The sequence below is a fragment of the Stenotrophomonas sp. K-6 genome, assembly GCF_056861555.1.
Window position 1 is genome coordinate 89,555 of sequence record NZ_JBSPUC010000004.1, and the last position, 25,245, is coordinate 114,799.

Below are 25,245 nucleotides of genomic sequence, written 5' to 3' on the forward strand. Positions count from 1 at the left end.
ATGACGGAAGGGGGAGTGTGGCGCGACGCGGATTTGGCGGCAGAATCAGCCAAAACCGACCCATCGTAACAAAGCCCTGTCGAGGGCGCCGAGGCCGTCGTCACGTCACCTTCCGTACCATGGCGTGCGGCACGCCCATTTACCGAGGATCCCGCCCCGCATGCTCCGTCTTACCCCGCTGGCCCGCCACTGTGCGCTGGCCTCGGCCGTGTTGCTGCCATCGCTGGCGCAGGCCCAGAACACCCCCGCCCCCTCTTCTTCGATCGAGCGGCTGCCCACCGTCCAGGTCCAGGCCGCGCGCGTGGCGCAGGTGGCCGATATCGACCTGCCGGCCTCGCTGACCACGGTCTGGGTGGACGAGGACCGCACCGGGCCGCTGGCCCAGCTCTCCGAGGCCCTCAACGGCATTCCCGGGGTGGTTGCCCGTGATCGCCAGAACTATGCGCAGGACACCCAGCTCTCGATCCGTGGCTTCGGCGCGCGCTCGACCTTCGGCGTGCGCGGCGTGCGGGTGCTGGTGGACGGTGTGCCGGCCACCATGCCCGACGGCCAGGGCCAGCTCTCCCACGCCAGCCTGCTGTCGGCGCAGCGCGTGGAAGTGCTGCGCGGGCCGTTCTCGGCGCTGTACGGCAACTCCTCCGGCGGCGTGGTCCAGGTGTGGAGCGCGGACGGCGCCGAGGGTGACCCGTGGCGCCTGCGGCTGGATACCGGCAGCGACAACAGCCTCAGCGCCGGCGCCCAGGTGCGCGGCGTGCAGGGCCCGGTCCGCTACAACGTGGCCGCCAACCACTTCCGCACCGATGGCTGGCGCGATCACAGTCAGGCCCGACGCGAATCGGTCAATGCCCGACTGGGCACGGATGTCGGCGGCGGCCAGCTGGATCTGGTCCTGAACTACTTCGATGCGCCTGACGCACAGGATCCGCTCGGTCTCACGCGCGCCCAGGTGCGCGAGAACCCGCGCCAGGCCACCGCGGTGGCCACCCAGTACAACACCCGCAAATCCGCGCGCCAGGCCCAGGCCGGGCTGGTATTCACCCGAACCGAGGGCGCGCAGACCTGGCGTGCGATGGGCTATGCCGGTCAGCGCAGCGTGGAGCAGTATCTGGCGATACCGCCGGGGCCACAGGCCAACCCGCTGCATGCCGGCGGGGTGATCGATCTGGACGGGGCCTATGGCGGTCTCGACGCGCGCTGGGCGTGGCACGGTGACTGGGCCGGCCGCCCGCTGGATGTGGTGATCGGGGCCAATGCCGACCGTCAGCAGCAGGATCGCCGCGGTTACGAGAATTTCGTCGGCGATCAGGTCGGCATCAAGGGCCGCCTGCGCCGCGACCAGAGCGACCGGGTCGAGAACGTGGACCAGTTCGCCCAGGCGTGGTGGCAGTGGGCGCCGCGTTGGTCGTTGCTGCTGGGGGTGCGCCACAGCACGGTCCGTTTCCGCTCCAACGACCACTACATCACCACCGGCAATCCGGACGACAGCGGTTCGCGTCGCTATGAAGCGACCACCCCGGTGGCCGGGGTGGTGTTCCGTGCCAGCGATGCCTGGCGGCTGTACGCGTCGGCCGGACGTGGCTTCGAAACGCCGACCTTCAACGAGCTGGGCTACCGCGCCGATGGCCAGGCCGGGCTGGCGCTGGATCTCTCGGCCGCCCGCAGCCGCAACCTGGAAGTCGGCAGCAAGTGGCTTGGGCAGAGCGGCGCGCAGGTCGAGGCGGCGGTGTTCCGCGCCGATACCGATGACGAGCTGGCCGTGGCGAGCAACAGCGGCGGCCGCAGCACCTACCGCAACATCGGCCGTACGCGCCGCCAGGGCGCCGAGGCGAGTTATAGGCAGCCGCTGGGGGCGCAGGCGGACCTTTCGCTGGCCTACACCTGGATCGAGGCCACCGTGCGTGATCCGTATGCGCTGTGCGCGGCTGCGGGCTGCAACACGGTGACCGCCGGCTCACGCCTGCCCGGTGTACCCAGGCAGCAGTGGAACGCACGAGTGCAGTACCGCCCCGGCCCGTGGCAGTGGGCGGCCGAGGTGGTGGCCTCCAGCGACACCGTGGTCAACGATCTGGCCACCGACCGCGCGCCGGGCTATGCCCTGTTGAACCTGGAGGTATCGCGGCGCTGGACGACCGCGCAGGGCACCCTGCGAGCCTTCGCCCGGGTCGACAATGCGCTGGACCAGCGCTACATCGGCTCGGTGATCGTCAACGATGGCAACCAGCGCTTCTTCGAACCCGGCCCGGACCGCCGCTACAACGTGGGGCTGCAGTGGCAGTGGGCGCCCTGACCTAGCGCGGCGGCTTGGCCGGCACGAAGGGTGAGGTCGGGTCGCTGGCCGGGAAGGTCTCTTCCAGCGCCTCGTCCTGGTTGTCGCTGGCGTGTTCCTTGCGCTGGCGGCGCTGGTATTCATCTTCGCGGCGGTGATGACCGGCCGGGCCCTGGGCACCCGGCGGGGAATCCTTGCGGTCGCGGTAGGCGTGCGGTGCCACCTCGCCCGGACGCTCGGCCGCAGCATCGGCGTCTGCCGAGGGGCGGATATCGGCGCCGCGGTTTTCGGCGTCCTGATTGTCATGTTTGGCGCGCTGCTCGCCCGGGATCGGGGCAGTGGCGTCGCGCAGGGGGTCGCGTGGCATGGGAGTTCTCCAGTAGCTGTGCGCCCCACTACAGCGCGCGGCGGGTGAAGTCGCTGCGAATCCCGCCGCATCAACGACTCTGTCACGGCTGGATAACGGCGGCGGGACTATTCCTGCCTGCCCCGTCGCTGTCGGAGTCGTGTCATGCCCCGCCTGGACCGCCGTGCCGCACCCGCGTTGTTCAACGCCTACCTGCAGCCGGAACGGAGCGGGCGCCGCGCGCGCCGTGACCGTGCCGAGGACGCGCAGGCGGTTGCACAGGACTACCTGCAGTACATGCGCAGCGATTATGAGCAGCGCCGCAGTCACGGCCGCCGCAGCTGGCGCGACCTGTACCCCGCCTATGCCTTCGCGCTGACCACCCACTATGCGGACTGGCCGCGCGGCGCCGATGACACCGATGGCGAGCTGGCCGAGCACTGGGAACAGATGCGCGGGCAGTCGCGACTGGGCTGGCACCAGGCCCGCGCCGTGGTCGAAGATGCGTGGCTGGCGCTGGACCACATGCCTGCGGCGGCGGTGCACGGTCTGCTGCAGTAGCCGCGGCGTGCAGCCGGCCTGCACGGGCCGGACACGGGCGTTTCACGTGCCGCGCGGTACAGCTGCCCTCCCTGTAGTGTTGGAGTGGCGCCACCATGGCCCGACCGATCTGGACCGGCACGCTGTCATTCGGGCTGCTCAATGTCCCGGTGTCGCTGATGTCCGGCGAACGCAACGTCGATCTGCACTTCCGGATGCTGGATTCGCGCGACCGCAAGCCGATCCGCTTCGAGCGCGTCAACGCCGATACCGGCGAAGAAGTGCCGTGGAAGGACATCGTCAAAGCCTACGAGTACGACAAGGGCAGCTACGTCGTGCTGGAGGAAGATGACATCCGGTCGGCTGCGCCGGAAAGTCACGAGGCGGTCGAGGTGGAAACCTTCGTCGATGCCGGCACGATCGACCCACGCTACTACGAGAAGCCCTACCTGCTGGTGCCCGCCAAGAAAGCCGAGAAAGGCTACGTGCTGCTGCGCGAAACGCTGCGCAGCACCGGCAAGGTCGGCATCGCGCGGGTGGTGGTGCGTACCCGTGAGTACCTGTGCGCGGTGATGCCGCATGGCGATGCACTGGTGCTGATGATCCTGCGCTATCCGCAGGAGTTGGTGGACCCGGAAGACTACAAGCTGCCCAGCGGCAGCCTGGCCGAGTACCGCATCAGCAGCAAGGAAACCGCCATGGCCGAGCAATTGATCGAGTCGATGGCCGGCGAGTGGAAGCCGGACGAGTACCACGATGAATTCCGCGAGCGCCTGCACACGCTGCTGAAAAAGCGGATCAAGGCCAAGGGCGGCACCACAAAGGTGGAGGAAGAGCCGGCCCCGCGCGACGACGATGCGACCAATGTGGTCGACTTCATGTCGTTGCTGCAGAAAAGCCTGGATGCCAAAAAGCGCACGCCGGCCGCTACCAAGACAGCGGCGAAGAAGGCCACGGCCAAGGTCGCCAAACCCACGGCAGCCAAAAAGGCGACCAAGACCGCAGACAAAGCGACCAAGAAAACCACCAAGCGTGCACCCGCACGCAAAGCGGGGTAAGCCCACGTGTCCCTGCAGGAATACCGCCGCAAGCGCCGCTTCGACGGCACCCCCGAGCCGGACGCCGAGCGCCGCGGGGCGCTGGCGCGGCGACCGATCTTCGTGGTGCAGCTGCACCATGCCAGTTCGCGCCATTACGACTTCCGGCTCGAAGCTGACGGCGTGCTCAAGAGCTGGGCGGTACCGAAGGGCCCCTCGCTGCGTGTCGGCGAAAAACGGCTCGCCGTGGAGGTGGAAGACCATCCCCTGTCCTATGCGACGTTCGCCGGCGATATCCCCAGCGGCCACTACGGCGCTGGCCATGTGGATGTCTATGACCACGGCACTTGGGCCTGCGATGGCGATCCGCTGGAGGCGATCGCGGCGGGCAAGGTGGACTTCGTGCTGCACGGCGAGCGGCTGAAAGGGGGCTGGAAGCTGGTGCGCACCGCGATGAAGGGCAAGCAGCACCAGTGGCTGCTGATCAAACGCGACGACGCCGAGGCGAGGGACATGGAGGCCGATGATCTATTGGAGGCGCCACCGAAGGCCGCCAAGCGCACGGGCACCAGGAAGGACGCCGCTGCCAACACAACGAAGGTCGCTGCGGCCAGGAAAACCGCCCCCGCCAAGGCGGTGACGACCCGCGCCGCACGCAAGGCCGATGCGCGCTGGTCCAAACGCGCGCTGGCGCTTGAAGGCGCACGCGAAAGGCCCTACCCACACGAGTTCAAGCCGCAGCTGACCGACCACCGTGCCACCGCGCCGGACGGCGCGCAGTGGCTGCACGAGATCAAATGGGATGGCTATCGCCTGCTGGCCGACGTGCGCGAAGGTGTGGTGTCGCTGCGCTCGCGCGGCGGACTGAACTGGACTGAGGATTTCCCCGAGGTGGTGCAGGCGATCGAACGGCTGCCGGTGCGCGATCTGCGTCTGGACGGTGAACTGGTGGTCCTGGATGCGCAGGGCCGCAGTGACTTCACCGCGTTGCAGAAGGTCATCGACGGCACCGCGAAACAGCCGCTGCGCTATGTGGTGTTCGACATGCCCGGCATCGCCGGGGTGGATGTCAGCCGGGTGCCCCTGCTGGAGCGCAAGGCGCTGCTCAAGGATCTGCTGGGCAGCAAGCCGGACACCCTGGCCTACAGCGACCATGTGCGCGACCACGGCCCGGCGGTGTTCGCCGCCAGTGGCGAGGCCGGGTTCGAAGGCATCATCAGCAAGCGGATCGATGCGCCCTACGTCAACGCGCGCTCGCGCGACTGGATCAAGATCAAGCACGAGAACACCGATGAGTTCCTCATCGTCGGCTATACCGAGCCGAAGGGGTCGCGCAGCGGCTTCGGCTCGCTGCTGATGGCCACCCCGGACAAGGGCGGGTGGCGTTATGTCGGCCGCGTCGGCACCGGCTTCGATGATGCCGCGCTGCGCGCGCTGACCAAGCAACTGACGCCGCTGACGGTGAAGGACGCGGTGGTGGAGCTGCCCGCGCATGTGCCGTTCACCGCGCGCAGCGTGCACTGGGTGACGCCGGTGCTGGTGGCAGAGGTCGCCTTCCGTGGGTGGGCCAAGGAAGGATTGCTGCGCCAGGCCAGCTTCAAGCGGCTGCGCGAAGACAAACAGCCGAAGGATCTGGGCGCGGCAGCCAACGTCGCTACCACCGCTGCGTCCGCCTCCGCCCCGGCGGCGAAAACCAGCGGCCGGAACAAGGCCGCGGCTGCGCAGGAAGAGAGCGCCGTAGCGATCAGCCATCCCGAACGCGTGGTGTTCGCCAAGGCGAAGATCACCAAGGGCGAAGTGGCCGATTACTATCGGCGCATGGCGCGCTGGATCCTGCCTGAGGTGGCGCACCGTCCGCTGTCCGTATTGCGTTGCCCGGACGGCGTGGACAAACCCTGCTTCTTCCAGAAACACCACGGCACCGGCCTGGGCGGTGCGGTCAAGGCGATCCCGCTGGAGCAGAAGAGCGGACTCGAAGATTACCTTTACATCGAGGATGTGGACGGGCTGCTGCAGCTGGTGCAGATGAACACCCTGGAGCTGCATCCGTGGGGCGCCACCGTCGAGGATCCCGAGCACCCGGACCGGCTGGTGTTCGATCTGGATCCCGGGGAGGGCGTGACCTGGACGAAGATCAAGGCCGCCGCACGCGATGTGCGCGCGCGCCTGCAGGAAGCCGGGCTGGAGAGCTTCGTCCGGCTCTCCGGCGGCAAGGGCGTGCACGTGGTGGTGCCGCTGCAGCCCAAGGCCGACTGGGCGCACGCCAAGGACTTCTGCGAGGCGTTTGCGCAGGCCATGGCCACCCAGGCACCGGACCGCTACGTGGCGACGATGAGCAAGGCCAAGCGCGACGGGGTGATCTTCATCGATTGGCTGCGCAATGCGCGCGGCGCCACCAGTGTGAGCTCGTGGTCGCTGCGGGCGCGGCCGGGGGCCGGCGTGGCGGTGCCGCTGCGCTGGGAAGAACTGGGCCGCATCGCGGCACCGGACGCCTTCCCGATGGCGAAGGCACTGCAGCGCGCGGAGCGGTTGAAGCAGGATCCGTGGGAGGGCATTGAGCAGGTGAAGCAGGTGCTGCCCGGCAGCTGATCAGGCGCGCGCGGGCCGGAACCGCGTGCCAACCCACACACCCGCGAATGCCTGCACCGGCAGCGACACCAGCAGAATCACCACGAACCAGAACGGGAAATCGCTGCCGAAATCCCACGCGGTGTAGATCGATGCGGCCGCGATCACCGCCCACACCACACCGCCGTGCACACGCGGCCAGGTAGGTGCGTAGCGGCTGGCGAAGGCGATCGCGGCGACGCCGCTGAGGATCGTCCAGGCCAGGTCCCACGCCAGCTGGGGCTCGCCGCCCGGCGGAATGTGCAGCAACGGCACCAGCCAGGAACCGACGCTGTTGACCAGCACCATGACCGCGAACGCGAACACGACGGCCAGCACGGACAGCAAAGGATTCCTCAGGGCGGACCACACAGGCATGGCGGCGACATCACGGCGGGAGAGCCGCCATTATGGACGCGTTGCCGCAGAGAGTTTCAGACCCGGCCGGCGGCTTGGAGCTGAGCGAACTCCTCATCGCTGAACAAGCGTGAGCGGACCAGGAAACGCACGCCCTCGCCGTTCTCCAACGAAAACATGCCGCCACGGCCGGGCACCACGTCGATGATCAGCTGGGTGTGTTTCCAATACTCGAACTGCGCGGGGCTGATGTAGAACGGCGCCCCGCCGATCTCGCCCATGCGCACGTCACGGTCGCCCACGATGAAATCGCCTTGGGCGAAGCACATCGGCGAGGAGCCGTCGCAGCAGCCACCGGACTGGTGGAACAGCAGGTCGCCGTGGCGGGCCTGCAGTGTCTCGATCAGCTGCAGGGCCGGGAGCGTGGCCATCACCTGGAGCGGGAGGTCGGTCATGATCGGGGTGCCATGGGCGCCGGCCAGTGGCCGGCAGGATGTAAGAACCGGCGCTGCCGTCCTGCTGCCACCGGGAGAGGGGTAGTGGCGCAGGACGGCACCGCGCAGCCGGTTACGCGCTCATGTCCAACACCACGCGGCCTTCGATCGTGCCGGCCTGCATGCGCGCGAAGATGTCGTTGATGTTCTCCAGCGAATCGCGGGTGACCGTCGCGGTGACCTTGCCCTGCTCGGCGAACGCCAGCGATTCCTGCAGGTCCAGGCGGGTACCGACGATCGAGCCGCGCACGGTGATGCCGTTGAGCACCATGCCGAAGATGTCCAGCGGGAAGTTGCCCGGCGGCAGGCCGTTCAACGAGACCGTGCCACCACGGCGGACCATGCCCAATGCCTGCTCGAAAGCCTTCGGCGACACAGCCGTGACCAGTGCGCCATGCGCACCGCCGATCTCCTTCTTCAGGAACGCGGCCGGATCGGTGTTGCGCGCGTTGACGGTGATCGTCGCGCCCAGCCGCTCGGCCAGGGCGAGCTTGCCGTCGTCGATATCCACTGCGGCCACGTTCAGGCCCATCGCCTTGGCGTACTGCACGGCCATGTGGCCCAGCCCGCCGATGCCGGAGATCACCACCCACTGGCCGGGCTTGGTATCGGTGACCTTCAGGCCCTTGTAGACCGTGACGCCGGCGCACAGGATCGGCGCGACCTCGATGAAGCCCACGCCCTTGGGCAGCAGGCCAACGTAGGCCGCATTGGCCAGGGCGTACTCGGCGAATCCACCGTTCACCGAGTACCCGGTGTTCTGCTGGGCTTCGCACAGGGTTTCCCAGCCGCCCAGGCAGTGTTCGCAATAGCCGCAGGCCGAGTACAGCCAAGGGATGCCCACGCGGTCGCCTTCGCGGATATGGCTGACCCCGGCGCCCACCGCCACCACGTGACCCACGCCCTCGTGGCCGGGAATGAAGGGCGGGTTGGGTTTGACCGGCCAGTCCCCGTCCACCGCATGCAGGTCCGTGTGGCACACGCCACAGGCTTCGATCTTCACCAGGATATCGCCGGGCCCCGGACGCGGCACCTCGACTTCCTCGATACGCAACGGCTTTCCGAACTCGCGGACGACCGCGGCCTTCATGGTCTTGTTCATGCGTGTATCTCCGTGGATTGCCAAGGACTGCACTGTGGCGCCGGCCTCATGCCGGCGCCTTGATCGGGATCAACCCCGGGGCGGGCTCAGAAGAAGCCCAGGTTCTTGGGCGAGTAGCTGACCAGCAGGTTCTTGGTCTGCTGGTAGTGGTCGAGCATCATCTTGTGGTTCTCCCGGCCGATGCCCGACTGCTTGTAGCCACCGAAGGCGGCATGCGCCGGATAGGCGTGGTAGCAGTTGGTCCACACCCGTCCGGCCTGGATGCCGCGGCCCATGCGGTACAGGCGCGAGGCATCGCGGCTCCACACGCCGGCACCGAGGCCGTACAGGGTGTCGTTGGCCAGTTCCAGCGCCTCTTCTTCGGTCTTGAAGGTGGTCACCGAGACCACCGGCCCGAAGATCTCTTCCTGGAACACGCGCATCTTGTTGTGGCCCTTGAACACCGTGGGCTTCACGTAGAAGCCGCCGGCCAGGTCGCCCTCCAGCTTGGCCTGCTCGCCGCCGATCAACACCTCGGCACCCTCCTGCTTGCCAATGTCGAAGTAGGAAAGGATCTTCTCCAGCTGCTCGGAGGAGGCCTGCGCACCGACCATCGTGTTGGGATCGAGCGGATTGCCCTGCTTGATCGCGGCCACGCGCTTGAGCGCGCGTTCCATGAATTTCTCGTAGATCGATTCCTGGATCAGTGCGCGCGAGGGGCAGGTGCAGACCTCGCCCTGGTTGAAGGCGAACAGCACGAAGCCTTCCACCGCTTTGTCGAGGAAGTCATCGTCCTCGGCCATCACATCGGCGAAGAAGATGTTCGGCGATTTGCCACCCAGCTCCAGCGTCACCGGGATCAGGTTCTGACTGGCGTACTGCATGATCAGGCGGCCGGTGGTGGTTTCGCCGGTGAAGGCGATCTTGGCGATGCGCGGGTTGGAGGCCAGCGGCTTGCCCGCTTCCACGCCGAAGCCATTGACCACGTTGAGCACGCCCTTGGGTAGCAGGTCGCCGATCACTTCCATCAGTACCAGGATCGAGGCCGGGGTCTGCTCGGCCGGCTTGAGCACCACGCAGTTGCCGGCGGCCAGCGCGGGCGCCAGCTTCCAGGCCGCCATCAGCATCGGGAAGTTCCACGGGATGATCTGCCCGACCACGCCGAGCGGCTCGTGGAAGTGGTAGGCGATGGTGTCCTTGTCGATCTCCGACAGGCTGCCTTCCTGCGCGCGCACCGCGCCGGCGAAGTAGCGGAAGTGATCGGCCATCAGCGGCACGTCGGCGTTGAGCGTTTCGCGGATCGGCTTGCCGTTGTCCCAGGTTTCGGCATGGGCGAGCAGCTCGAGATTCTCTTCGATGCGGTCGGCGATCCGGTTGAGGATGTTGGCGCGCTCGGTGGTCGAGGTCTGGCCCCAGGCGGTCTTGGCCGCGTGGGCGGCGTCCAGCGCCGCTTCGATGTCCTCGGCGTTGGAACGGGCGACCTCGGTGAACACCTTGCCCGTCACCGGCGTGGTGTTCTCGAAATACTGGCCGCTGCGCGGGGCCACCCACTCCCCGCCGATGTAGTTGCCGTAGCGCGGCTTGAAGATGGACTGCGGGTCGGTGGCGTGCGGCTTGGCGGACGTGACGGCATTCATGGTGCATCTCCGGATGGCGGTGGACAGGCCCGATAAGGGTCTGTTCCATGGCGCAAGGACGATGCCAGGTTCCGTGTGGTGCAGCGCGGCATGGCCTGATCCTGCGCGCGTATTGGAGGGGCGCCTGGAAACTGATGCAGTGCACCACGGCAGGTCATTGCGCGGTAACGCCGGGTGTGGTGTTTATCGGAACAGGCCCCGCTACAACTGTCGCAGATTGCGACACTGGAGAATCCAGGTGTCCCAGCTCCCGCTCCAGCACCGTGTCGGCAATGCGCGACGCTCCTTTTTCGAGCGCGGCGCGGCGCCGGTCGGCAGCGTGCCCGACACCATCCTGCAGTCGTGGCAGCGCTGCCGGCGCGGCGGGCTCTCGGTCGATGCACAGCCGGACGTCGAGCCGTTGCCGGATGCACGCCTGCGCGAGCTGCGCCAGCGTCAGGAAACGCTGTGGCGGCTGGCGCGACCGGAGCTGGATGGCCTGGCCGCCGACATTGCCGCGACCGGCAGCATCGCGCTGCTGACCGACGAGGCGGGTTGGATCCTGGATGCCGAGGGCAACCCCGCCTTCCTGGACAAGGCCGGGCGGGTGGCGTTGATGCCAGGCGTGCGCTGGGATGAAACCACGGTGGGCACGAACGCGATCGGCACGGCCATCGTCGAAGGCCGCTCGGTGGAGGTCCGTGGTGGTGAGCATTACTTCGCACCGCACGGGATCCTGACCTGTTCGGCCACGCCGATTTTCGATCCCTACGGGCAGCGGGTCGGCGTACTCGACATTTCCGGCGACGCGCGCCAGCAGCACCTGCATGCCCGTGTGCTGGCACGGCAGGCGGTGGCGCATATCGAGCACCGTTACTTCGAGGCGGGATTGGGCGATTGCGAGGTGGTCCGCCTGCATCACGACGCCGGCCTGCTGGGTACCGCGCGCGAAGGCGTACTGGGCTTCCGCAATGGCCGTCTGGTGGCCGCCAACCGTGCTGGGCTGGCCCTGTTCGGGCTGGACCACGGCGACATCGGCAGGGCGCCCTACGAGGCGCTGTTCGATGGTCCGCTCTCGCGGCTGCATGATGATGGCGCGTTGGTCGACCGCCAGGGACGCGCGCTGTACGGCCACCTGAGCCCCGCCGGTGGCACCACGGTCCGCTCGCCGCTGCCCGCGCGTCCAACCGCCGCCGCACCCGCGCGTGTCGCCGCGGCGGCGGTGCGGGTGGATGCCACGCCCCTGTTCGATGCGGCCCAGCAACAGGTGCTTGAGCGCGCCTGCCGCGTGCTGGATGCGCAGCTGCCGGTGCTGCTGCAGGGCGAGACCGGGACCGGCAAGGAGGTGTTCGCGCGTGAACTGCATCGGCGCAGCACGCGTGCCGACAAACCGTTCGTCGCGGTCAACTGCGCGGCGCTGCCGGAAGGCCTGATCGAAGCCGAGCTGTTCGGTTACGAGGAAGGTGCCTTCACCGGCGCGCGCAAGAGCGGCAATACCGGCCTGCTGCGCCAGGCTCAGGGCGGCGTGCTGTTCCTGGATGAAATCGGTGACATGCCGCTGCCGCTGCAGCCACGTCTGCTACGGGTGTTGCAGGAGCGCACGCTGTCACCGTTGGGGGGCGGCAAGCCGGTGCAGCTGGATTTCGCCTTGATCTGCGCCACCCACCGCGATCTCGATCAGGCGATGGCCTCTGGTGAGTTCCGCAGCGATCTCTACTACCGCATCGCCGATCACAGTGTGCGCCTGCCCGCCCTGCGCGAGCATGCCGAACGTGCGGCGCTGGTGCGTGGTCTGTGGGACAGGCTGGGCCAGGGCCGGCAACTCGAGGCCGCCGCGCTCGATGCGCTGGCCGGCTATACGTGGCCGGGCAATGTGCGGCAGTTGTGTTCGTGCCTGCGCACGCTGGTGGCGCTGAGTGATCCGGGTGAGGTGATCCGGCACGGCATGCTGCCGGCCTATCTGCAGACGGCGCCCGCACCGGCCCTGCCATCCACCGCGGAAGGGTTGGAGGCAATGACCGAAACCGCAATGCGCGATGCCCTGCGCGCGAGCAATGGCAACGTCACCCAGGCGGCGCGCGCGCTGGGCATCAGCCGCAGCACACTATATCGCCGGGTTGGATCAACGGCCCGCCGCCACTGAGGCGGCAGGCCGTGCGGGATCAGCCGACCAGCGCCGCCGAATCGCGCGCGAGCTGCTCGATGCCGGCCCAGTCTCTGGCCTGCAGCAGCGCGCGTGTGGTGAGCCAGGAACCGCCGACGCACAGCACGTTGGGCAGGTGCAGGAAATCGCGCGCGGTCTGTGCGCTGATGCCGCCGGTGGGACAGAACCGCACATCGCCGAACGGGCCGTTCCATGCCGACAGCATGGCCGCGCCACCGGCCTGCACGGCCGGGAAGAACTTGAAGGTATCCAGGCCGTGCTCCAGGCCGAGCATCAGCTCCGACGAGGTCGCCACGCCCGGCAGGAACGGCAGATCGGTATCGCGCGCTGCCGCATACAACCGCGGTGTGGCGCCGGGGGATACCGCGAAGCGCCCGCCCACCTGCTTGACCTTCTCCATCTGCGCGGCGGTCAGCACGGTGCCGGCGCCGATGACGGCATCGGGCACGGCCTCGACCATCGCCTGGATCGCGTCCATCGCCATCGGCGTGCGCAGCGTCACTTCGATCACCGGCAGCCCGCCGTTGAACAGTGCGCGCGCGACCTCGACGGCATCGTCGATGTCTTCCGGGGTGAATACCGGAATCACCGGGGCCAGTTTCAGGACTGCGCGTACGCGCGGATCAGCGCCGGACATCGAATCGCTCCTCGCCCGTCAGGGCCATGATGTCAGCCTCGCTGACAGGGTTGAAGTCGCCGGGGATCGAGTGCTTCAGGCAGCCTGCGGCGAGGCCGAAGCGCACGGTCGCGTCCGGCGCGAAGCCGCGCATCATGCCATGCAGGATGCCGGCGGCGAAGGCATCACCACCGCCGATGCGGTCCACGATGCCGATCATCTCGCGGGTCGGCGCCACCGCGCGGGTGCCATCGCGGCCGATCAGCATCGCCCCGAGGGCATGGTTGTCCACGCTGTGCGGCGTGCGCTGGGTGCAGGCCATCCACTGCAACCGCGGGAATGCGGCGAAGGCCTGCGCGGCAGCCGCATCGACCCGCTCACGCACGTCGGCCTGCTCGAACTCACCGCCAAGCACCACGCCGATGTCGCGGTAGTCAGCGAAGACCAGATCGGCGCAGGCGAACAGCTCGCGCAGGATGCCGGGCGCGTCGCCTTGCCAGCGCGCCCACAGCGACGGGCGGAAGTTGCCATCGAAGGACACCTTCACGCCACGCGCGCACGCCGCGCGTGCCGCGGCCAGCGTGGCCTGGGCCATGGCCGGGTTGAGCGCCGGGCTGACCCCGGACAGGTGCAGCCAGTCGGCACCGGCCAGCAGTGTGTCCCAGTCGTAGTCGGTGGCGCTGCTGTTGGCAAAGGCCGAATCGGCGCGGTCGTAGACCACTTCGCTGGCACGCTGCACAGCGCCGGTGGTCAGGAAGTACAGGCCCATCCGACCCTCGGTACGGCGAACTGCCGAGGTATCCACGCCATGCCGGCGCAGCTCCCCCACCGCAAACTCGCCCAGCGGGTTGGCCGGCACCGTGCTGACCGCCGCCACCGCGTGCCCGAGGTGGGCCAGCGAGACACCGACATTGGCCTCCGCGCCCCCGGCGTGCACCGCCAGCTGCGGCTGCTGCAACAGCAGCTCGCGGCCGGGTGCGCTCATGCGCAGCAACAACTCTCCGAAACAGACAACACGACTCATGGTCCTGGATCCTTGTGAGGGCCGCAGACCGCCGCAAGGGCGGACGGCAGCAATGACTAGCGGTGTCATTCTAGCGATGGACGACCGCCCGTCCACCTGTCCTGAATGTCGGAAGCATTGTCCCGCAAGCGTCTACGGGACAATAAAAGTCTGTTGCGGTGCAAGATGCCGGATCGGTAACGGGCTGTTAACGTCCGCCCTGACCAGCGGTGTCATTGCACTGACATGTCGTTGGATAGCTGTTTCATGTAGCACCTTGGGAGAGGGAAAACATGCAAGTCCAGAACACGAAGAAAAAGACACCGGTTACCTTGCTGGCATTGTCGATCGGCCTGGCGCTGAGTGGTACCGCGCTGGCCCAGGATGCGGGCACCAACCCCACCGACCTGGATACCGTCACCGTCACCGGCTATCGCGCCAGTGTCGAGAAGGCGCTGGACATCAAGCGTGGCGAAGCCGGCGTGGTCGATGCCATCGTCGCCGAGGATATCGGCAAGTTCCCGGATCTGAACCTGGCCGAGTCGCTGCAGCGCATCCCGGGCGTGGTCATCACCCGTGAAGCCGGCGAAGGCCGCAACATCTCCGTGCGCGGCCTCGGCCCGGACTTCACCCGCGTGCGCATCAACGGCATGGAGGCACTGACCACGGTCGGCGCCGGTGACCAGAGCGGCGGTACCAACCGTGGCCGCGGCTTCGATTTCAACGTGTTCGCCTCTGACCTGTTCTCGCAGCTGCTGGTGCGCAAGACTGCCTCGGCCGATGTCGAAGAAGGCTCGCTGGGTGCCACCGTCGACCTGCGCACCGCGCGCCCGTTCGACTATGACGGCTTCACCTTCGCCGCCAGCGGCCAGGCCGGTTACAACGCGATGGCCGAGAAGGCCGATCCGCGCATGGCCGCGCTGATCTCCAACACTTTCGCCGACGGCACCTTCGGGGCGCTGTTGTCGGTGGCCTATTCCGAGCGCCAGGCGCTGGAAGAAGGCTCCAACACCGGCCGCTGGGCCAACGGTCCGAGCAACGGTGGCTTCAACGCGGCCTCGCCGTTCGCTGCCGCGCGCTCGGCCAACGTCTACCACCCGCGCTTCCCGCGTTACGTGCAGATGGAACATGAGCAGAAGCGCCTGGGCGTGACCGGCACCCTGCAGTGGAAGCCCAGCGATGCCACCGAGTTCTCGCTGGACGCGCTGTACTCCAAGATCGATGCGACCCGCGACGAGCACTACATCGAAGCGATCTCCTTCAGCCGTGGCGCCAACACCGCGCAGCCGCGCCTGGCCGGCAAGCCGGCGATGGTCGTCAAGAACGGCGTGATCGAGAACAACGCACTGGTCTACGGCGAATTCGACAATGTCGACATCCGCTCGGAAAACCGTCACGACGAGTGGAGCACCGAATTCAAGCAGCTCAGCCTGAACGGCCAGCACCGCTTCGGCGACGACTTCACCTTGTCCGGCAAGCTCGGCATCTCGCGCTCCAAGCACGAGAACCCGGTGCAGACCACCATCATCATGGACAAGTACGACGTCGACAATTACAGCTACGACTACCGGGGCAACAGCCGGTTCCCGACGCTGAACTACGGCGTCGATCCGACCAACCCGGCAGGCTGGGAACTGGCCGAAATCCGTCTGCGTCCGCAGTACGTGGACAATGACTTCGACACCGGCCAGCTGGACTTCAACTGGAACATCAGCCCGGGCTTCCGCCTGAAGGGTGGCGTGCTCGCCAAGGACTACACCTTCAAGACCACCGAGCTGCGCCGTGCCAGCGAACTGGCCGTGCCGACCTTCCCGGGTGGCACCCGCATCGTGCCGGTCGACATGACCGACCAGGCGGGCCTGAAAGGCATCAACGGCAGCCCGTCCAACTGGGTGGTGCCGGATCTGAACGCCATCGCCGATCAGTTCGACATCTACAGCAACAGCGGCATCTTCGCCGTCGCCCCGCGCGCCAACAACGTGCGCAGCGTCGAAGAGAAGGACCGCGGTGCCTACCTGATGGGCGAGTTCTCCACCGAGATCGGCGCGCTGCCGCTGTCGGGCAACGTGGGCGTGCGCTACGTGCGCACCAAGCAGAGCTCCACCGGCCTGTCCACGCTGGCCACCGGTACGGTGTCCACCACTGAGAACCGCACGTACAACGACACCCTGCCCTCGTTCAACCTGGTGGCTGAAGTCAGCCCGGACTTCCTGATCCGCCTCGGCGCGGCCAAGGTGATGAGCCGCCCGGGCCTGGGCAGCCTGACGCCTGGCGCAACGGTGGCCGTGGCCGGTGGTGCACGCACCATCTCCAGCGGCAACCCGGATCTGGAACCGATCCGCGCGACCAACGTCGACCTCGGCTTCGAGTGGTACTTCTCCGAAGGCGCGATGGCCGGCATCGGTCTGTTCTACAAGGACATCGAGAGCTTCGTGCAGACCACCCGCGAAGTGCGCCCGTACTCCGACAGCGGTCTGCCTGCGTCGCTGCTGATCGGCACCGGTGCCTCGCCCACGGATGACTTCACCTACAGCCGTCCGGTCAACACCCCGGGTGGTGAACTGCACGGCGTGGAAGCCAACTACACCCAGCCGTTCACCTTCCTGCCGGGCAAGTGGTCCAACCTCGGCGTGCAGTTGAACTACACCTGGGTGGAATCGCAGATCCAGTACCTCAACGCCGCTGGCCAGCCGGTGATGAAGACCGACCTGACCGGCCTGTCCAAGTCGTCCTGGAATGCCACGCTGTTCTACGAAGGCAAGGTCTTCTCCGGCCGTGTCTCGGCGACCAACCGCGATGACTACCTGACCCAGGCACCGGGTACGGAAACCGGCTTCAACCTCGACGGTTACCACGGCATGACCGGCACCACGGTCATCGATGCCTCGATCCGTTACACGATCAGCGACCAGCTCGAACTGAGCCTGGAAGGCATCAACCTGACCAACGAAGCGTCCGACGAGTGGGTCTACTCGCCGGCCACCGGTCGCCTGCCGCTGCAGTACACCGAAACCGGCCGCCAGTTCCTGCTCGGCGTGCGCTACAAGTTCTGATTCAACGGCACTACCCACCGGCGGCGTGAGCGATCACGCCGCCGGCTGCGCGCGTGCGGCACTCGCGGCCATCCACACCCTCACCCCACGGGGCACGCTGCTGCGGCGCAAGATGCCGGCACGTGAAGGGTTTGTTACGTTCCGGATGACCAGCGGTATCACTGCGGCACATGCGCGACAGACGTTCCGGGGGAGGCCGGACGTCCATGACTCATCAACAGCACGGTCGCATGGCGGCGAACCCTGGGAGGGGCTTACACACGATGGAACGACTCACTACCCGCAAAAAGACACCGGTTACCTTGCTCGCGGTCTCGATCGCGTTCGCGCTGCAGAGCGCGGCCGGCATCGCCGCCGCCCAGCAGACGCCCGAACAGGCCGCCGCGCTCAACGCGGTCGACCTGGACAAGGTGGAAGTCAAAGCGACCTACCGTGAAAGCCTGCAGCAGTCGCTGGATGAAAAGCGCTACAGCGTCGAACAGGTCGATGCGATCTACGCCGAGGACATCGGCAAATTCCCCGATCTGAATCTGGCCGAGTCTATGCAGCGCATTGCCGGCGTATCGATCGACCGCGAAGGCGGTGAAGGCCAGCAGATCTCCGTGCGCGGCCTGGGCTCGGATTTCACCCGCGTGCGCATCAACGGTCTGGAAGCACTGTCCACCGCCGGCAGCGGCACCACCGGCGTCAACCGCAGCCGCGGCTTCGACTTCAACACCTTCGCCTCGGAGCTGTTCAGCCGGGTCAAGATCAACAAGACCCAGTCGGCGCAGACCGACGAGGGCTCGCTCGGTGCCACGGTCGATCTGCGCGGTTCGCGCCCGTTCGATTTCGAGGGCTTCCAGGCCTCGCTCGGTGGCCAGTACGGTTACAACGAGCTGTCCAAGAACAAGGATCCGCGCATCTCCGGCCTGATCAGCAACACCTGGGCCGACGGCCGGGTGGGGGCGTTGATGTCGGTGGCCTACAGCAAGCGCACCATCTTCGAGGAAGGCTACAACCCGGTCCGCTGGGAACACGGCAACTACCGCAACTCCAACCAGAGCACCGCGGCCAACAACGGCACCTACGGCTTCTGCAGCCCGGCCGGTTACAACCCGCAGACCCCGCGCAATCCGCTGTCCAATGAGACCGCCGCCGGTGTCGGCAGCGCCGCCAACCAGGCGCGCAGCAATGGCTGGGGCAGCTACGGCATCGATGCCACCCACTGCGGCCCCGGCCTGGACCGCCCCGCTGCGACGGCCGAGAACATCGCCGCCTACGAGACCGCGACCAACGCCTGGATTCCGCGTTACCCGCGCTACATCCGCACCGAACACGAGATCGAGCGCCTGGGCGTCACCGGTGCGCTGCAGTTCAAGGTCAGCGACGACACACAGCTGAACCTGGACATGCTGTACTCCAAGCTCGACAAGAACGTGCGCGAAGATTCCATCGGCGCCAACCTGCATCGCACCGCGCAGTACGGCGGCAAGACCCAGATCGTGGTCCGCGAAGCGCAGGCCGATGAACAGAACCGCCTGACCTATGGCGTGTTCGACAACGTCGACTTCCGCACCGAATCCACCGCCATCGAAGAGAGCACCGAGTTCAAGCAGTTCAGCCTGAACCTGGAACATCGCTTCAACGACGCGGTGCGCCTGGATGCGGTGGTCGGTCACTCCGAATCGAACTATGAGCGGCCGATCTTCTCGATGGTCAGCTTCGACAACAGCAATCTGGATGGCTTCGTGCTGGACATGCGCAACGGCAAGGTGCCGGCGATGTCCTTCCCGTTCGATCTCAACGCGGCCGACAACTGGAAGTGGCTGGGCTACGGCAGCACGCCGGTCAATGCCAACGGTACCGCGCGTGGCGGCAATATCAGCGAAGTGCGCTTGAATCCGCAGTATGTCGACAACGCCTTCGACACGGCCAAGGTCGACCTCACGTTCAACATCAATCCCACCTTCACCCTGCGCGGCGGTCTGGCCTACAAGGACTACGACATGAGCACGCAGGAGTTCCGCAACATCAGCTACGGGCGCCTGTCGCAGGCGCTGCCGGCCGGTGTGGGCGTGGGTGACCTGAGCGACACCCTGAGCGGCTTCGGCAAGGGCATGGACGGCAACCTGCCCAATGCGTGGCTGGTGCCGGACTTCAACCAGATCGCCAAGCTCCTGGACATCTACTGCAACTGCAACACCGGCACGCTCGGCGGCGACTACCGCCTGGCCAGCGTCGGTCACTTCGGCGCATCGAACAACAACTTCGACGTCAACGAAAAGAGCTACGGCAGCTACCTGCAGCTGGACTTCAACACCGATCTGCTGGGCCGTGCGTTCCGCGGCAACCTGGGTGTGCGCTACGTGCAGACCCGCATCACCGCCGATGGCTATGCGCCGTGCACGGCTACCAACGCGAACGATCTGTCCTCGGCGTGCGAACCGTTCTTCGGCGTGGCCAGCGCCACGGCTGATCCGGGCGAGCGCCTGCAGGTCGGCACGCGGGTCGGCCACAAGTACGACGACTGGCTGCCCTCGTTGAACCTGGCCTGGGACCTGAGCGACACCTTCGTGCTGCGCTTCGGCGCGGCCAAGACCATGGCCCGCCCGACCCTGTCCAACCTGTCGCCGAGCGTCAGCGGTGGTCCCACCGCCTACTTCGATGACGACCGCAGCTACTCCATCAACCTGGGCAATCCCAAGCTGGATCCGTTCCGCTCGACCAACTACGACCTGAGCGCGGAGTGGTACTTCGACGAAGGCGCGCTGTTGTCGGCTGCGGTGTTCTACAAGGACATCGAGAGCTATGTGCAGCGCACCCGCCTGCTCACCACCTGGGCGGACATGGGCTACTCCCTGGACCTGCTGCCGGCCGGCTTCAGCCCGGACACCGTGTTCAACGTGCAGAGCTACTTCAACACCCCGGGCGGCCCGCTCAAGGGCTATGAAGTGTCCTACCAGCAGCCTTTCAGCTTCCTGCCCGGCTTCTGGCGCAACTTCGGCGTGCAGCTGAACTACACGCACGTCGAATCCAAGATCAAATACATGTTCAGCTCGGGCACCGGCAGCACGATCGTCACCACGTACACCGAGAACGACCTGCTGAATCTCTCGCCGAACTCGTACAACGCCACGCTGTACTACGACGATGGCCGCTTCAGCGCCCGCGTCTCCACCAGCTACCGCGACGCGTACATCAGCACCATCCTGTCGCAGGAGAACGTGTGGGACCTGGACGGCAACCCGTTCGCCACCGCCGATGTGCAGGGCAAGTACAGCGTGGAGAACGTGGATTTCAACATGTCCTACAAGGTCAACAAGAACCTCTCGCTGACCTTCGAAGCGATCAACCTGCTCGACACCGCCGATGAGCGCTATGTCGATTCGGCGCTGTCGCTGCCGGACCGTTACACCCATACCGGCCGCCAGTACTACCTCGGCCTGCGCTACAAGTTCTGACCGTGCTGCGTCTTCCGCCACCGCTATCGCACCCGTCCCCGTCCTTCTCTCCGGGATGGCGGGCGCGGTGCCGGGGCGGGAGGCCACCGTGAGCGGCTGACCCCCGCTGCTGGTTCCGCTGTACTGTTTCTGCTGTCGAAAGGAAGGTCTCATGCATCGCGTTGTCGCCCCCTCGATCCGCCCCTCCCGCCTGTCCGCCAGCCTGCTGGCGCTGCTGCTCGCGGGCAGTGGCACCGCCTGGGCGCAGACCGCGCCGCAGCTGCTGTTCCACGTGTCGGCCGACCAGAGCCTGCAGGCCGATACCGCCGCAGGTGACCCGGTCCCGAATTTCCAGGACAAGGTGAAGCGGGTGCCCAACGGCGCGCCAGGCAGCGCGATCGAATGGGCCGATGACGGCGTGTTGTCGTGGAACGCACCGGGCAACATCCAGGCCCAGCGCGGCACACTCGGCTTCTTCTGGCGCTCGCGGTATGCGGTGGGTGAAGCGCCGTTCGTGATCTTCCGGGTCGGGTATGCCGACCACAGCAGCTGGGACATGGCCTGGCTGCGCATCGACTGGAATGGCCACGGCTTCGATGCCTTCGTCACCGATGCCAACCTGGCGCGCACGCGCGTGTCGTTCAAGCTCGACCAGAACCCCTCGCCCCAGCAGTGGCAGCACATCGCCTTCGGCTGGGATGAGAACCACGGCGTACGGCTGTACGTGGATGGCAAGGAGGTCGCCCGCCAGGAGACCACCGCCGACTACGACGCCGCACTCGATCAGCTCGGCCTGGCCGGTCGCGTGATGGCGCCCTACCAGGTGCAGAGCCGCTACAACTTCCTGCGTGGCAGCGATTTCGACGAGATCCGCGTCTATGACCGCCTGCTCGACCCGGCCGGCATGGCCGCGCTGGCCCGCAATGCCGCGCCCCGCACGGCGGTGGCCGAGCCGGACCCGATGCGCGCCTGGCGCCATCGCCACGGCTGGGACGCTGCGCCGCCACCGGCGCTGACCGCACCGACCACCACCATCCGCAAGATCGAGTTCGCCGATACCAAGGACCACAAGCAGTGGATGTGGAAGGCGACCGATGGCATCGCCGAGACCACCTGGCCGGGCGTGTACAACCGCTCGCGCCTGGCCGGGCGCGATGACTATTTCCAGCTGCCCGATTGGAACACCTACGTCGACGGTGGCCAGCAGCTCGACCTGACCCTGCCGGCCGGTGAGACCGTCAACCGCATCGAAGTGCGCGGCGCCGCCTTCGGCGTGCTCAGCCACAGCGGGGACGGCCAGCCCGCGCAGACGCTGCTCGAGCGCCCACAGGGCGTGGTGCGCAGCGTCAATACGATTCCCGCGCAGGACGGTGGCGTGCTGCACTTCCGCAACACGGCGCAGGAAACCCCGATCCAGGAAATCTGGGCCTACCAGGTGAGCGATGCCGCCGAGCCGGAGGACACGGTCAAGCAGCGCTACCTGATCGACAGCCAGGCCCTGCCGGACTACACCAACATCGCGGCGCTGCGCGAGTACATCGATGGCCGCTACCCGGTGGCCGAACGCAGCACGGTGATGGCGCTGCCCAAGGGTGCCGGCTCACGCAAGCGCACGGCCGACACGCTGCCCGCGCAGCCGCTGCCCATCGTGCACGTGCTGATTCCCTCCGGCGTGAGCGACGCACCGGCCGCGCAGCCGCTGATCCGCAGCTGGGCGCACAGCTGGGAGAACATGTATGACGGCCTGGACGGCATCGCGATCGATCTGCCCAAGCTGGACCTGCCGGCGACCCATGACGGCCTGATCCCGCTCAACATCCGCATCAAGGACCCGCTCTGGCCGGCGCGCGACATGATCGATGTGTCGGTCTCGGTCAAGCCGGGCCAGAAGCGCACCCTGTGGCTGGACCTGCGCGATCGTATCCTGACCGCCGACAGCCTGTGGATCTCCATCGCCTCGGCCGCACCGGGATTCAACGCCACCTCGCTGGACGGTGCGGAAATCCGCATGGTCTACAAGGACCGCGACGAGGCGAAGAAAGAACACATCGCCGACCGTTTCAACCAGGTGCGTGACAACTGGGGCTTCCTGGTCGAAGAGCACACCACCTCCAAGCGCCAGCGCCTGTACGCGCGCGTGTATGCCGATCTCAGCGATCTGCTGCGGGTGGACCCGGACCACGAACTCGGCCGCCTGTACTGGAACTACATCAGCTACAACAGCCAGGGCAAGCCGCCGTTCACCCAGCCCGAGGCGCCCAAGGGCGTGCCGCTGTGGGCGTTCCGGCAGACCGAAGACCTCAAGTACGTGCGCCGCTTCATCGAGTGGTGGATCGACCACCGCCAGATTGCCTACGGTGATTTCGGCGGCGGCATTTCCGACGATTCCGATCTGACCCAGCAGTGGCCGGGCCTGGCCCTGATGGGCGTGCAGCCGGACAAGCTCAATGCCTCGCTGACCGCGCTGTCCGATGCGGTGTATCGCAATGGCATGTTCAGCAACGGCTTGAGCACCATCGAAACCGATGAGCTGCACGCGTACGAGGAAGGCATCAACACCAACAGTGCGATGCTCTACCTCAACTGGGGCGATCCGCTGACCGTCGAGCGCCTGATGGAAACGGTGAAGGCCTTCGACGAGCGCATCATCCTGCCCAACCCGCAGGGCCATCTGCTGTTTTCCAGCAACTGGTTCGGCGGCAACAAGGTCTACCGCGAACCGAACTGGCAATGGCAGAAGCCGTACTCCTTCCCGGTGCTGCACCCGGCCTTCCTGATCGGCCAGTACAACGCCGATCCGACCGGTCGCAAGTTGGTCACCGGGCTGGCCGATGGCTACCTGGCCCACGCCTACACCGATGACAAGGGCCGCTGGGCGCTGCCCAACGAGATCAACTGGGCGACGGGCAAGACCCGTGGCGGCGAGCTCAACAACGGCTCGGGCAGCGGCGACATCATGCATACCTTCTGGGCGGCATGGCGCTGGACGGGCGATGACAAATACCTCAAGGCGCTGGACTACCGCGTCGAGCGCGGTGGGCCGGGCGCGCTGTCCAATCTGGGCGAGAACTACGTGGAAGCACTGGGCCGCGGTGCCGAGTGGAACCCGCGCTTCATCAGCGATGCCGACGGTGGCAGCACCGGCTTCGCCAGCCTGATGGCGTGGCAGGCCACCGGCGACAAGAAGTACCTGGAGGCGCTGCATGCCGATGGCATCCAGGCCAAGGCGCAGCGCGAATACATGAACACCGAAGGGCACTGGTGGTCTGACCGTGTCGAAGCGCCGAGCGAGTTCCTGCAGCGTGCGCGCCTGGGCGGCATCGCGCTCAAGCGCAACCAGAGCTGGCCGGGCCACACCGTCAGCTGGCGCTTCGCCCAGCCGGAGGCGGCCGAGCAGGTCGCGCTGCTGGTGCATGCGCCCTCGCCGGACCGTTTCAAGGTGATCGCCTACAACCTGGGCTCGCGTGCAGTGGACGCGGAGATGAGCACCTGGAACGTCACCGCCGGGCAATGGCGGATGACCAGCGGCGTGGACCGCGACGGCGATGACACTATCGACGGCAAGGCCACCACCCGTGATCTCACCCTGGAACGCAGTGCCTCGACCATGCTGCGCTTCGCGCCGGGCCAGAGCCAGGTGTTCGAGTTCGAGCTGGTGCAGGCCGGGACACCGGTCGAGCAGCGTGCCGACCTCGGCATCGGGCGCGGCGATGTGCGCGTGGACGGGCACCAGGTACAGGTCACCGTGCACAGCCTGGGCCATGTCGCAACCGGTGTGGGCGCGGCGGTGCTGGAAGACGCCAAGGGCCGTGAGCTGGCCCGGGTCGAGATCCCCAGCCTGGCCGCGCCGAGCGATCTGGTGCCGAAGACCACGACGGTCAGCCTGCCGCTGCCCGCCGGGGATCACCGTGGTCTGCGCGTGCGTGTCATGCAGGCCGATGGTGCGGCGGAAGTGACCCAGCGCAACAACGTGGTGACGCTCGACCGGTAGCGCCCTGCCATGCATGGCTGCTGTCGCGCCGGCACCCCGCCGGCGCTAGGCCGCGTCGGTTTCCATCACCTGCACCCGGCGCTGGTACCAGCCATCGGCCTCGGGTTCGAAGAGGGCGCTGCGGGTCATCTCGCCCTGGTAGACGTGCACCGAGATGGCCAGATCCTGATCGCTGGTATTGCGGATGGTGTGGTACTCGTGCGGCGGGATCAGGCTGCCGGCACTGCCGCAGTCGCCCAGCACGGCCGGCTCGGGGCGGAAGCGGAACCGCTCGCCGTCGCGTTCCAGCAACCGGTACTGGGTAATCTCCAACTGCCCCAGCCAGACCCCCTCCACGCACCACAGCCCGCTGTGGTCGTGCAGCGGCGTGCCCTGGCCCGGACCCCAGCTCATCGCGACGATGCTGTAGCCGTGCACCGGGCTGCGGTACAGCTCACGGCGGGCGTAGTGATCCTCGATCGGGTGGTGCACGCAGGCCGGCAGCTGGATGCGGCTGTCGGCGATCGCCTCGCGCAGCGCCGTGCGCAGCGTGGCGGCGATCTGGTGCGCGTGCTCGTGCTGGACGGCATGGTCGACCGCAGCGATCAATCGATCACGGCCATGGAACGGAGGAAACGGGTTGCATTGCTCTTGCATACCCCGAGTCTAGGCG

16 protein-coding genes are annotated in these 25,245 nt (G+C 67.0%); 8 read left to right on the forward strand and 8 right to left on the reverse strand.

The annotated features are described in order from the left end of the window. Window positions 1–160: 160 nt before the first annotated feature. A complete protein-coding gene (locus tag AC13F7_RS13500) occupies window positions 161–2,287 on the forward strand; it encodes a TonB-dependent receptor family protein (protein ID WP_483001270.1) in 2,127 nt (708 codons plus the stop codon). Between the two features lies 1 nt (window position 2,288). Here AC13F7_RS13500 and AC13F7_RS13505 read toward each other — a convergent pair whose 3' ends face one another. Then, the gene (locus tag AC13F7_RS13505; protein ID WP_483001271.1) at window positions 2,289–2,633 is read right to left on the reverse strand and encodes a hypothetical protein; all 345 of its coding nucleotides are present in this window, start codon (window positions 2,631–2,633) and stop codon (window positions 2,289–2,291) included. A gap of 144 nt (window positions 2,634–2,777) precedes the next feature. On the opposite strand from AC13F7_RS13505, the gene AC13F7_RS13510 reads away from it, so the two are divergent. From AC13F7_RS13510 to ligD, 3 genes are all read left to right on the forward strand, one after another. Then, entirely contained in the window at window positions 2,778–3,173 is a 396-nt protein-coding gene (locus AC13F7_RS13510) for a hypothetical protein (protein WP_121043771.1), read from the forward strand. A gap of 95 nt (window positions 3,174–3,268) precedes the next feature. After that, window positions 3,269–4,210, forward strand: a complete 942-nt coding sequence (ku, locus tag AC13F7_RS13515; RefSeq protein ID WP_483001272.1) for a non-homologous end joining protein Ku — start codon at window positions 3,269–3,271, stop codon at window positions 4,208–4,210. 6 nt (window positions 4,211–4,216) lie between these two features. Further along, window positions 4,217–6,778 (forward strand): DNA ligase D, encoded by a 2,562-nt coding sequence (gene ligD / locus AC13F7_RS13520; protein WP_483001273.1) that lies wholly within the window; start codon window positions 4,217–4,219, stop codon window positions 6,776–6,778. Here the strand turns inward: ligD and AC13F7_RS13525 are convergent, their stop codons facing one another. The 4 genes from AC13F7_RS13525 to adh form a co-directional block, all read right to left on the reverse strand. Beyond that, window positions 6,779–7,174 carry a hypothetical protein gene (locus AC13F7_RS13525; protein ID WP_483001274.1) on the reverse strand — a complete coding sequence of 132 codons (396 nt, stop codon included), beginning with the start codon at window positions 7,172–7,174 and terminating at the stop codon, window positions 6,779–6,781. Window positions 7,175–7,230: 56 nt separating this feature from the next. Further along, on the reverse strand, window positions 7,231–7,608 hold the full coding sequence (locus AC13F7_RS13530) for a DUF779 domain-containing protein (RefSeq protein WP_121043783.1): 378 nt from the start codon (window positions 7,606–7,608) through the stop codon (window positions 7,231–7,233). Between the two features lie 112 nt (window positions 7,609–7,720). Continuing rightward, window positions 7,721–8,749 carry an alcohol dehydrogenase AdhP gene (gene adhP, locus AC13F7_RS13535; RefSeq protein WP_483001275.1) on the reverse strand — a complete coding sequence of 343 codons (1,029 nt, stop codon included), beginning with the start codon at window positions 8,747–8,749 and terminating at the stop codon, window positions 7,721–7,723. Window positions 8,750–8,835: 86 nt separating this feature from the next. Next, window positions 8,836–10,365 carry an aldehyde dehydrogenase gene (gene adh / locus AC13F7_RS13540; protein ID WP_483001276.1) on the reverse strand — a complete coding sequence of 510 codons (1,530 nt, stop codon included), beginning with the start codon at window positions 10,363–10,365 and terminating at the stop codon, window positions 8,836–8,838. Between the two features lie 238 nt (window positions 10,366–10,603). Here adh and AC13F7_RS13545 point away from each other — a divergent pair, with 238 nt between their 5' ends. Beyond that, the gene (locus AC13F7_RS13545) at window positions 10,604–12,487 is read left to right on the forward strand and encodes a sigma-54-dependent Fis family transcriptional regulator (protein ID WP_483001277.1); all 1,884 of its coding nucleotides are present in this window, start codon (window positions 10,604–10,606) and stop codon (window positions 12,485–12,487) included. Between the two features lie 19 nt (window positions 12,488–12,506). Here AC13F7_RS13545 and eda read toward each other — a convergent pair whose 3' ends face one another. Beyond that, entirely contained in the window at window positions 12,507–13,145 is a 639-nt protein-coding gene (eda, locus tag AC13F7_RS13550; RefSeq protein ID WP_483001278.1) for a bifunctional 4-hydroxy-2-oxoglutarate aldolase/2-dehydro-3-deoxy-phosphogluconate aldolase, read from the reverse strand. Further along, the gene (locus AC13F7_RS13555; protein ID WP_483001279.1) at window positions 13,132–14,148 is read right to left on the reverse strand and encodes a sugar kinase; all 1,017 of its coding nucleotides are present in this window, start codon (window positions 14,146–14,148) and stop codon (window positions 13,132–13,134) included. The genes eda and AC13F7_RS13555 overlap by 14 nt, the downstream gene beginning before the upstream one ends. Window positions 14,149–14,420: 272 nt before the next feature. Between AC13F7_RS13555 and AC13F7_RS13560 the strand changes: the two genes are divergently transcribed. The 3 genes from AC13F7_RS13560 (at window position 14,421) to AC13F7_RS13570 (ending at window position 24,593) form a co-directional block, all read left to right on the forward strand. Continuing rightward, window positions 14,421–17,180, forward strand: a complete 2,760-nt coding sequence (locus tag AC13F7_RS13560; protein ID WP_481467675.1) for a TonB-dependent receptor — start codon at window positions 14,421–14,423, stop codon at window positions 17,178–17,180. Between the two features lie 263 nt (window positions 17,181–17,443). Further along, window positions 17,444–20,623: a TonB-dependent receptor gene (locus AC13F7_RS13565; RefSeq protein WP_483001283.1), complete on the forward strand. Its 3,180-nt coding sequence runs from the start codon at window positions 17,444–17,446 to the stop codon at window positions 20,621–20,623. Between the two features lie 151 nt (window positions 20,624–20,774). After that, window positions 20,775–24,593 (forward strand): LamG-like jellyroll fold domain-containing protein, encoded by a 3,819-nt coding sequence (locus AC13F7_RS13570; protein WP_483001286.1) that lies wholly within the window; start codon window positions 20,775–20,777, stop codon window positions 24,591–24,593. Between the two features lie 45 nt (window positions 24,594–24,638). Here AC13F7_RS13570 and AC13F7_RS13575 read toward each other — a convergent pair whose 3' ends face one another. After that, window positions 24,639–25,229: a cysteine dioxygenase family protein gene (locus AC13F7_RS13575; RefSeq protein WP_481467681.1), complete on the reverse strand. Its 591-nt coding sequence runs from the start codon at window positions 25,227–25,229 to the stop codon at window positions 24,639–24,641. Between the last annotated feature and the right edge of the window lie 16 nt (window positions 25,230–25,245).

Bases quoted from the DNA above. Each gene is read 5' to 3' on its own strand.
- AC13F7_RS13500 (WP_483001270.1), top strand. From the start codon at position 161: ATGCTCCGTCTTACCCCGCTGGCCCGCCACTGTGCGCTGGCCTCGGCC.
- AC13F7_RS13505 (WP_483001271.1), bottom strand. From the start codon at position 2,633: ATGCCACGCGACCCCCTGCGCGACGCCACTGCCCCGATCCCGGGCGAG.
- AC13F7_RS13510 (WP_121043771.1), top strand. From the start codon at position 2,778: ATGCCCCGCCTGGACCGCCGTGCCGCACCCGCGTTGTTCAACGCCTAC.
- ku (WP_483001272.1), top strand. From the start codon at position 3,269: ATGGCCCGACCGATCTGGACCGGCACGCTGTCATTCGGGCTGCTCAAT.
- AC13F7_RS13525 (WP_483001274.1), bottom strand. From the start codon at position 7,174: ATGCCTGTGTGGTCCGCCCTGAGGAATCCTTTGCTGTCCGTGCTGGCC.
- AC13F7_RS13530 (WP_121043783.1), bottom strand. From the start codon at position 7,608: ATGACCGACCTCCCGCTCCAGGTGATGGCCACGCTCCCGGCCCTGCAG.
- adhP (WP_483001275.1), bottom strand. From the start codon at position 8,749: ATGAACAAGACCATGAAGGCCGCGGTCGTCCGCGAGTTCGGAAAGCCG.
- adh (WP_483001276.1), bottom strand. From the start codon at position 10,365: ATGAATGCCGTCACGTCCGCCAAGCCGCACGCCACCGACCCGCAGTCC.
- eda (WP_483001278.1), bottom strand. From the start codon at position 13,145: ATGTCCGGCGCTGATCCGCGCGTACGCGCAGTCCTGAAACTGGCCCCG.
- AC13F7_RS13555 (WP_483001279.1), bottom strand. From the start codon at position 14,148: ATGAGTCGTGTTGTCTGTTTCGGAGAGTTGTTGCTGCGCATGAGCGCA.
- AC13F7_RS13560 (WP_481467675.1), top strand. From the start codon at position 14,421: ATGCAAGTCCAGAACACGAAGAAAAAGACACCGGTTACCTTGCTGGCA.
- AC13F7_RS13565 (WP_483001283.1), top strand. From the start codon at position 17,444: ATGGAACGACTCACTACCCGCAAAAAGACACCGGTTACCTTGCTCGCG.
- AC13F7_RS13570 (WP_483001286.1), top strand. From the start codon at position 20,775: ATGCATCGCGTTGTCGCCCCCTCGATCCGCCCCTCCCGCCTGTCCGCC.
- AC13F7_RS13575 (WP_481467681.1), bottom strand. From the start codon at position 25,229: ATGCAAGAGCAATGCAACCCGTTTCCTCCGTTCCATGGCCGTGATCGA.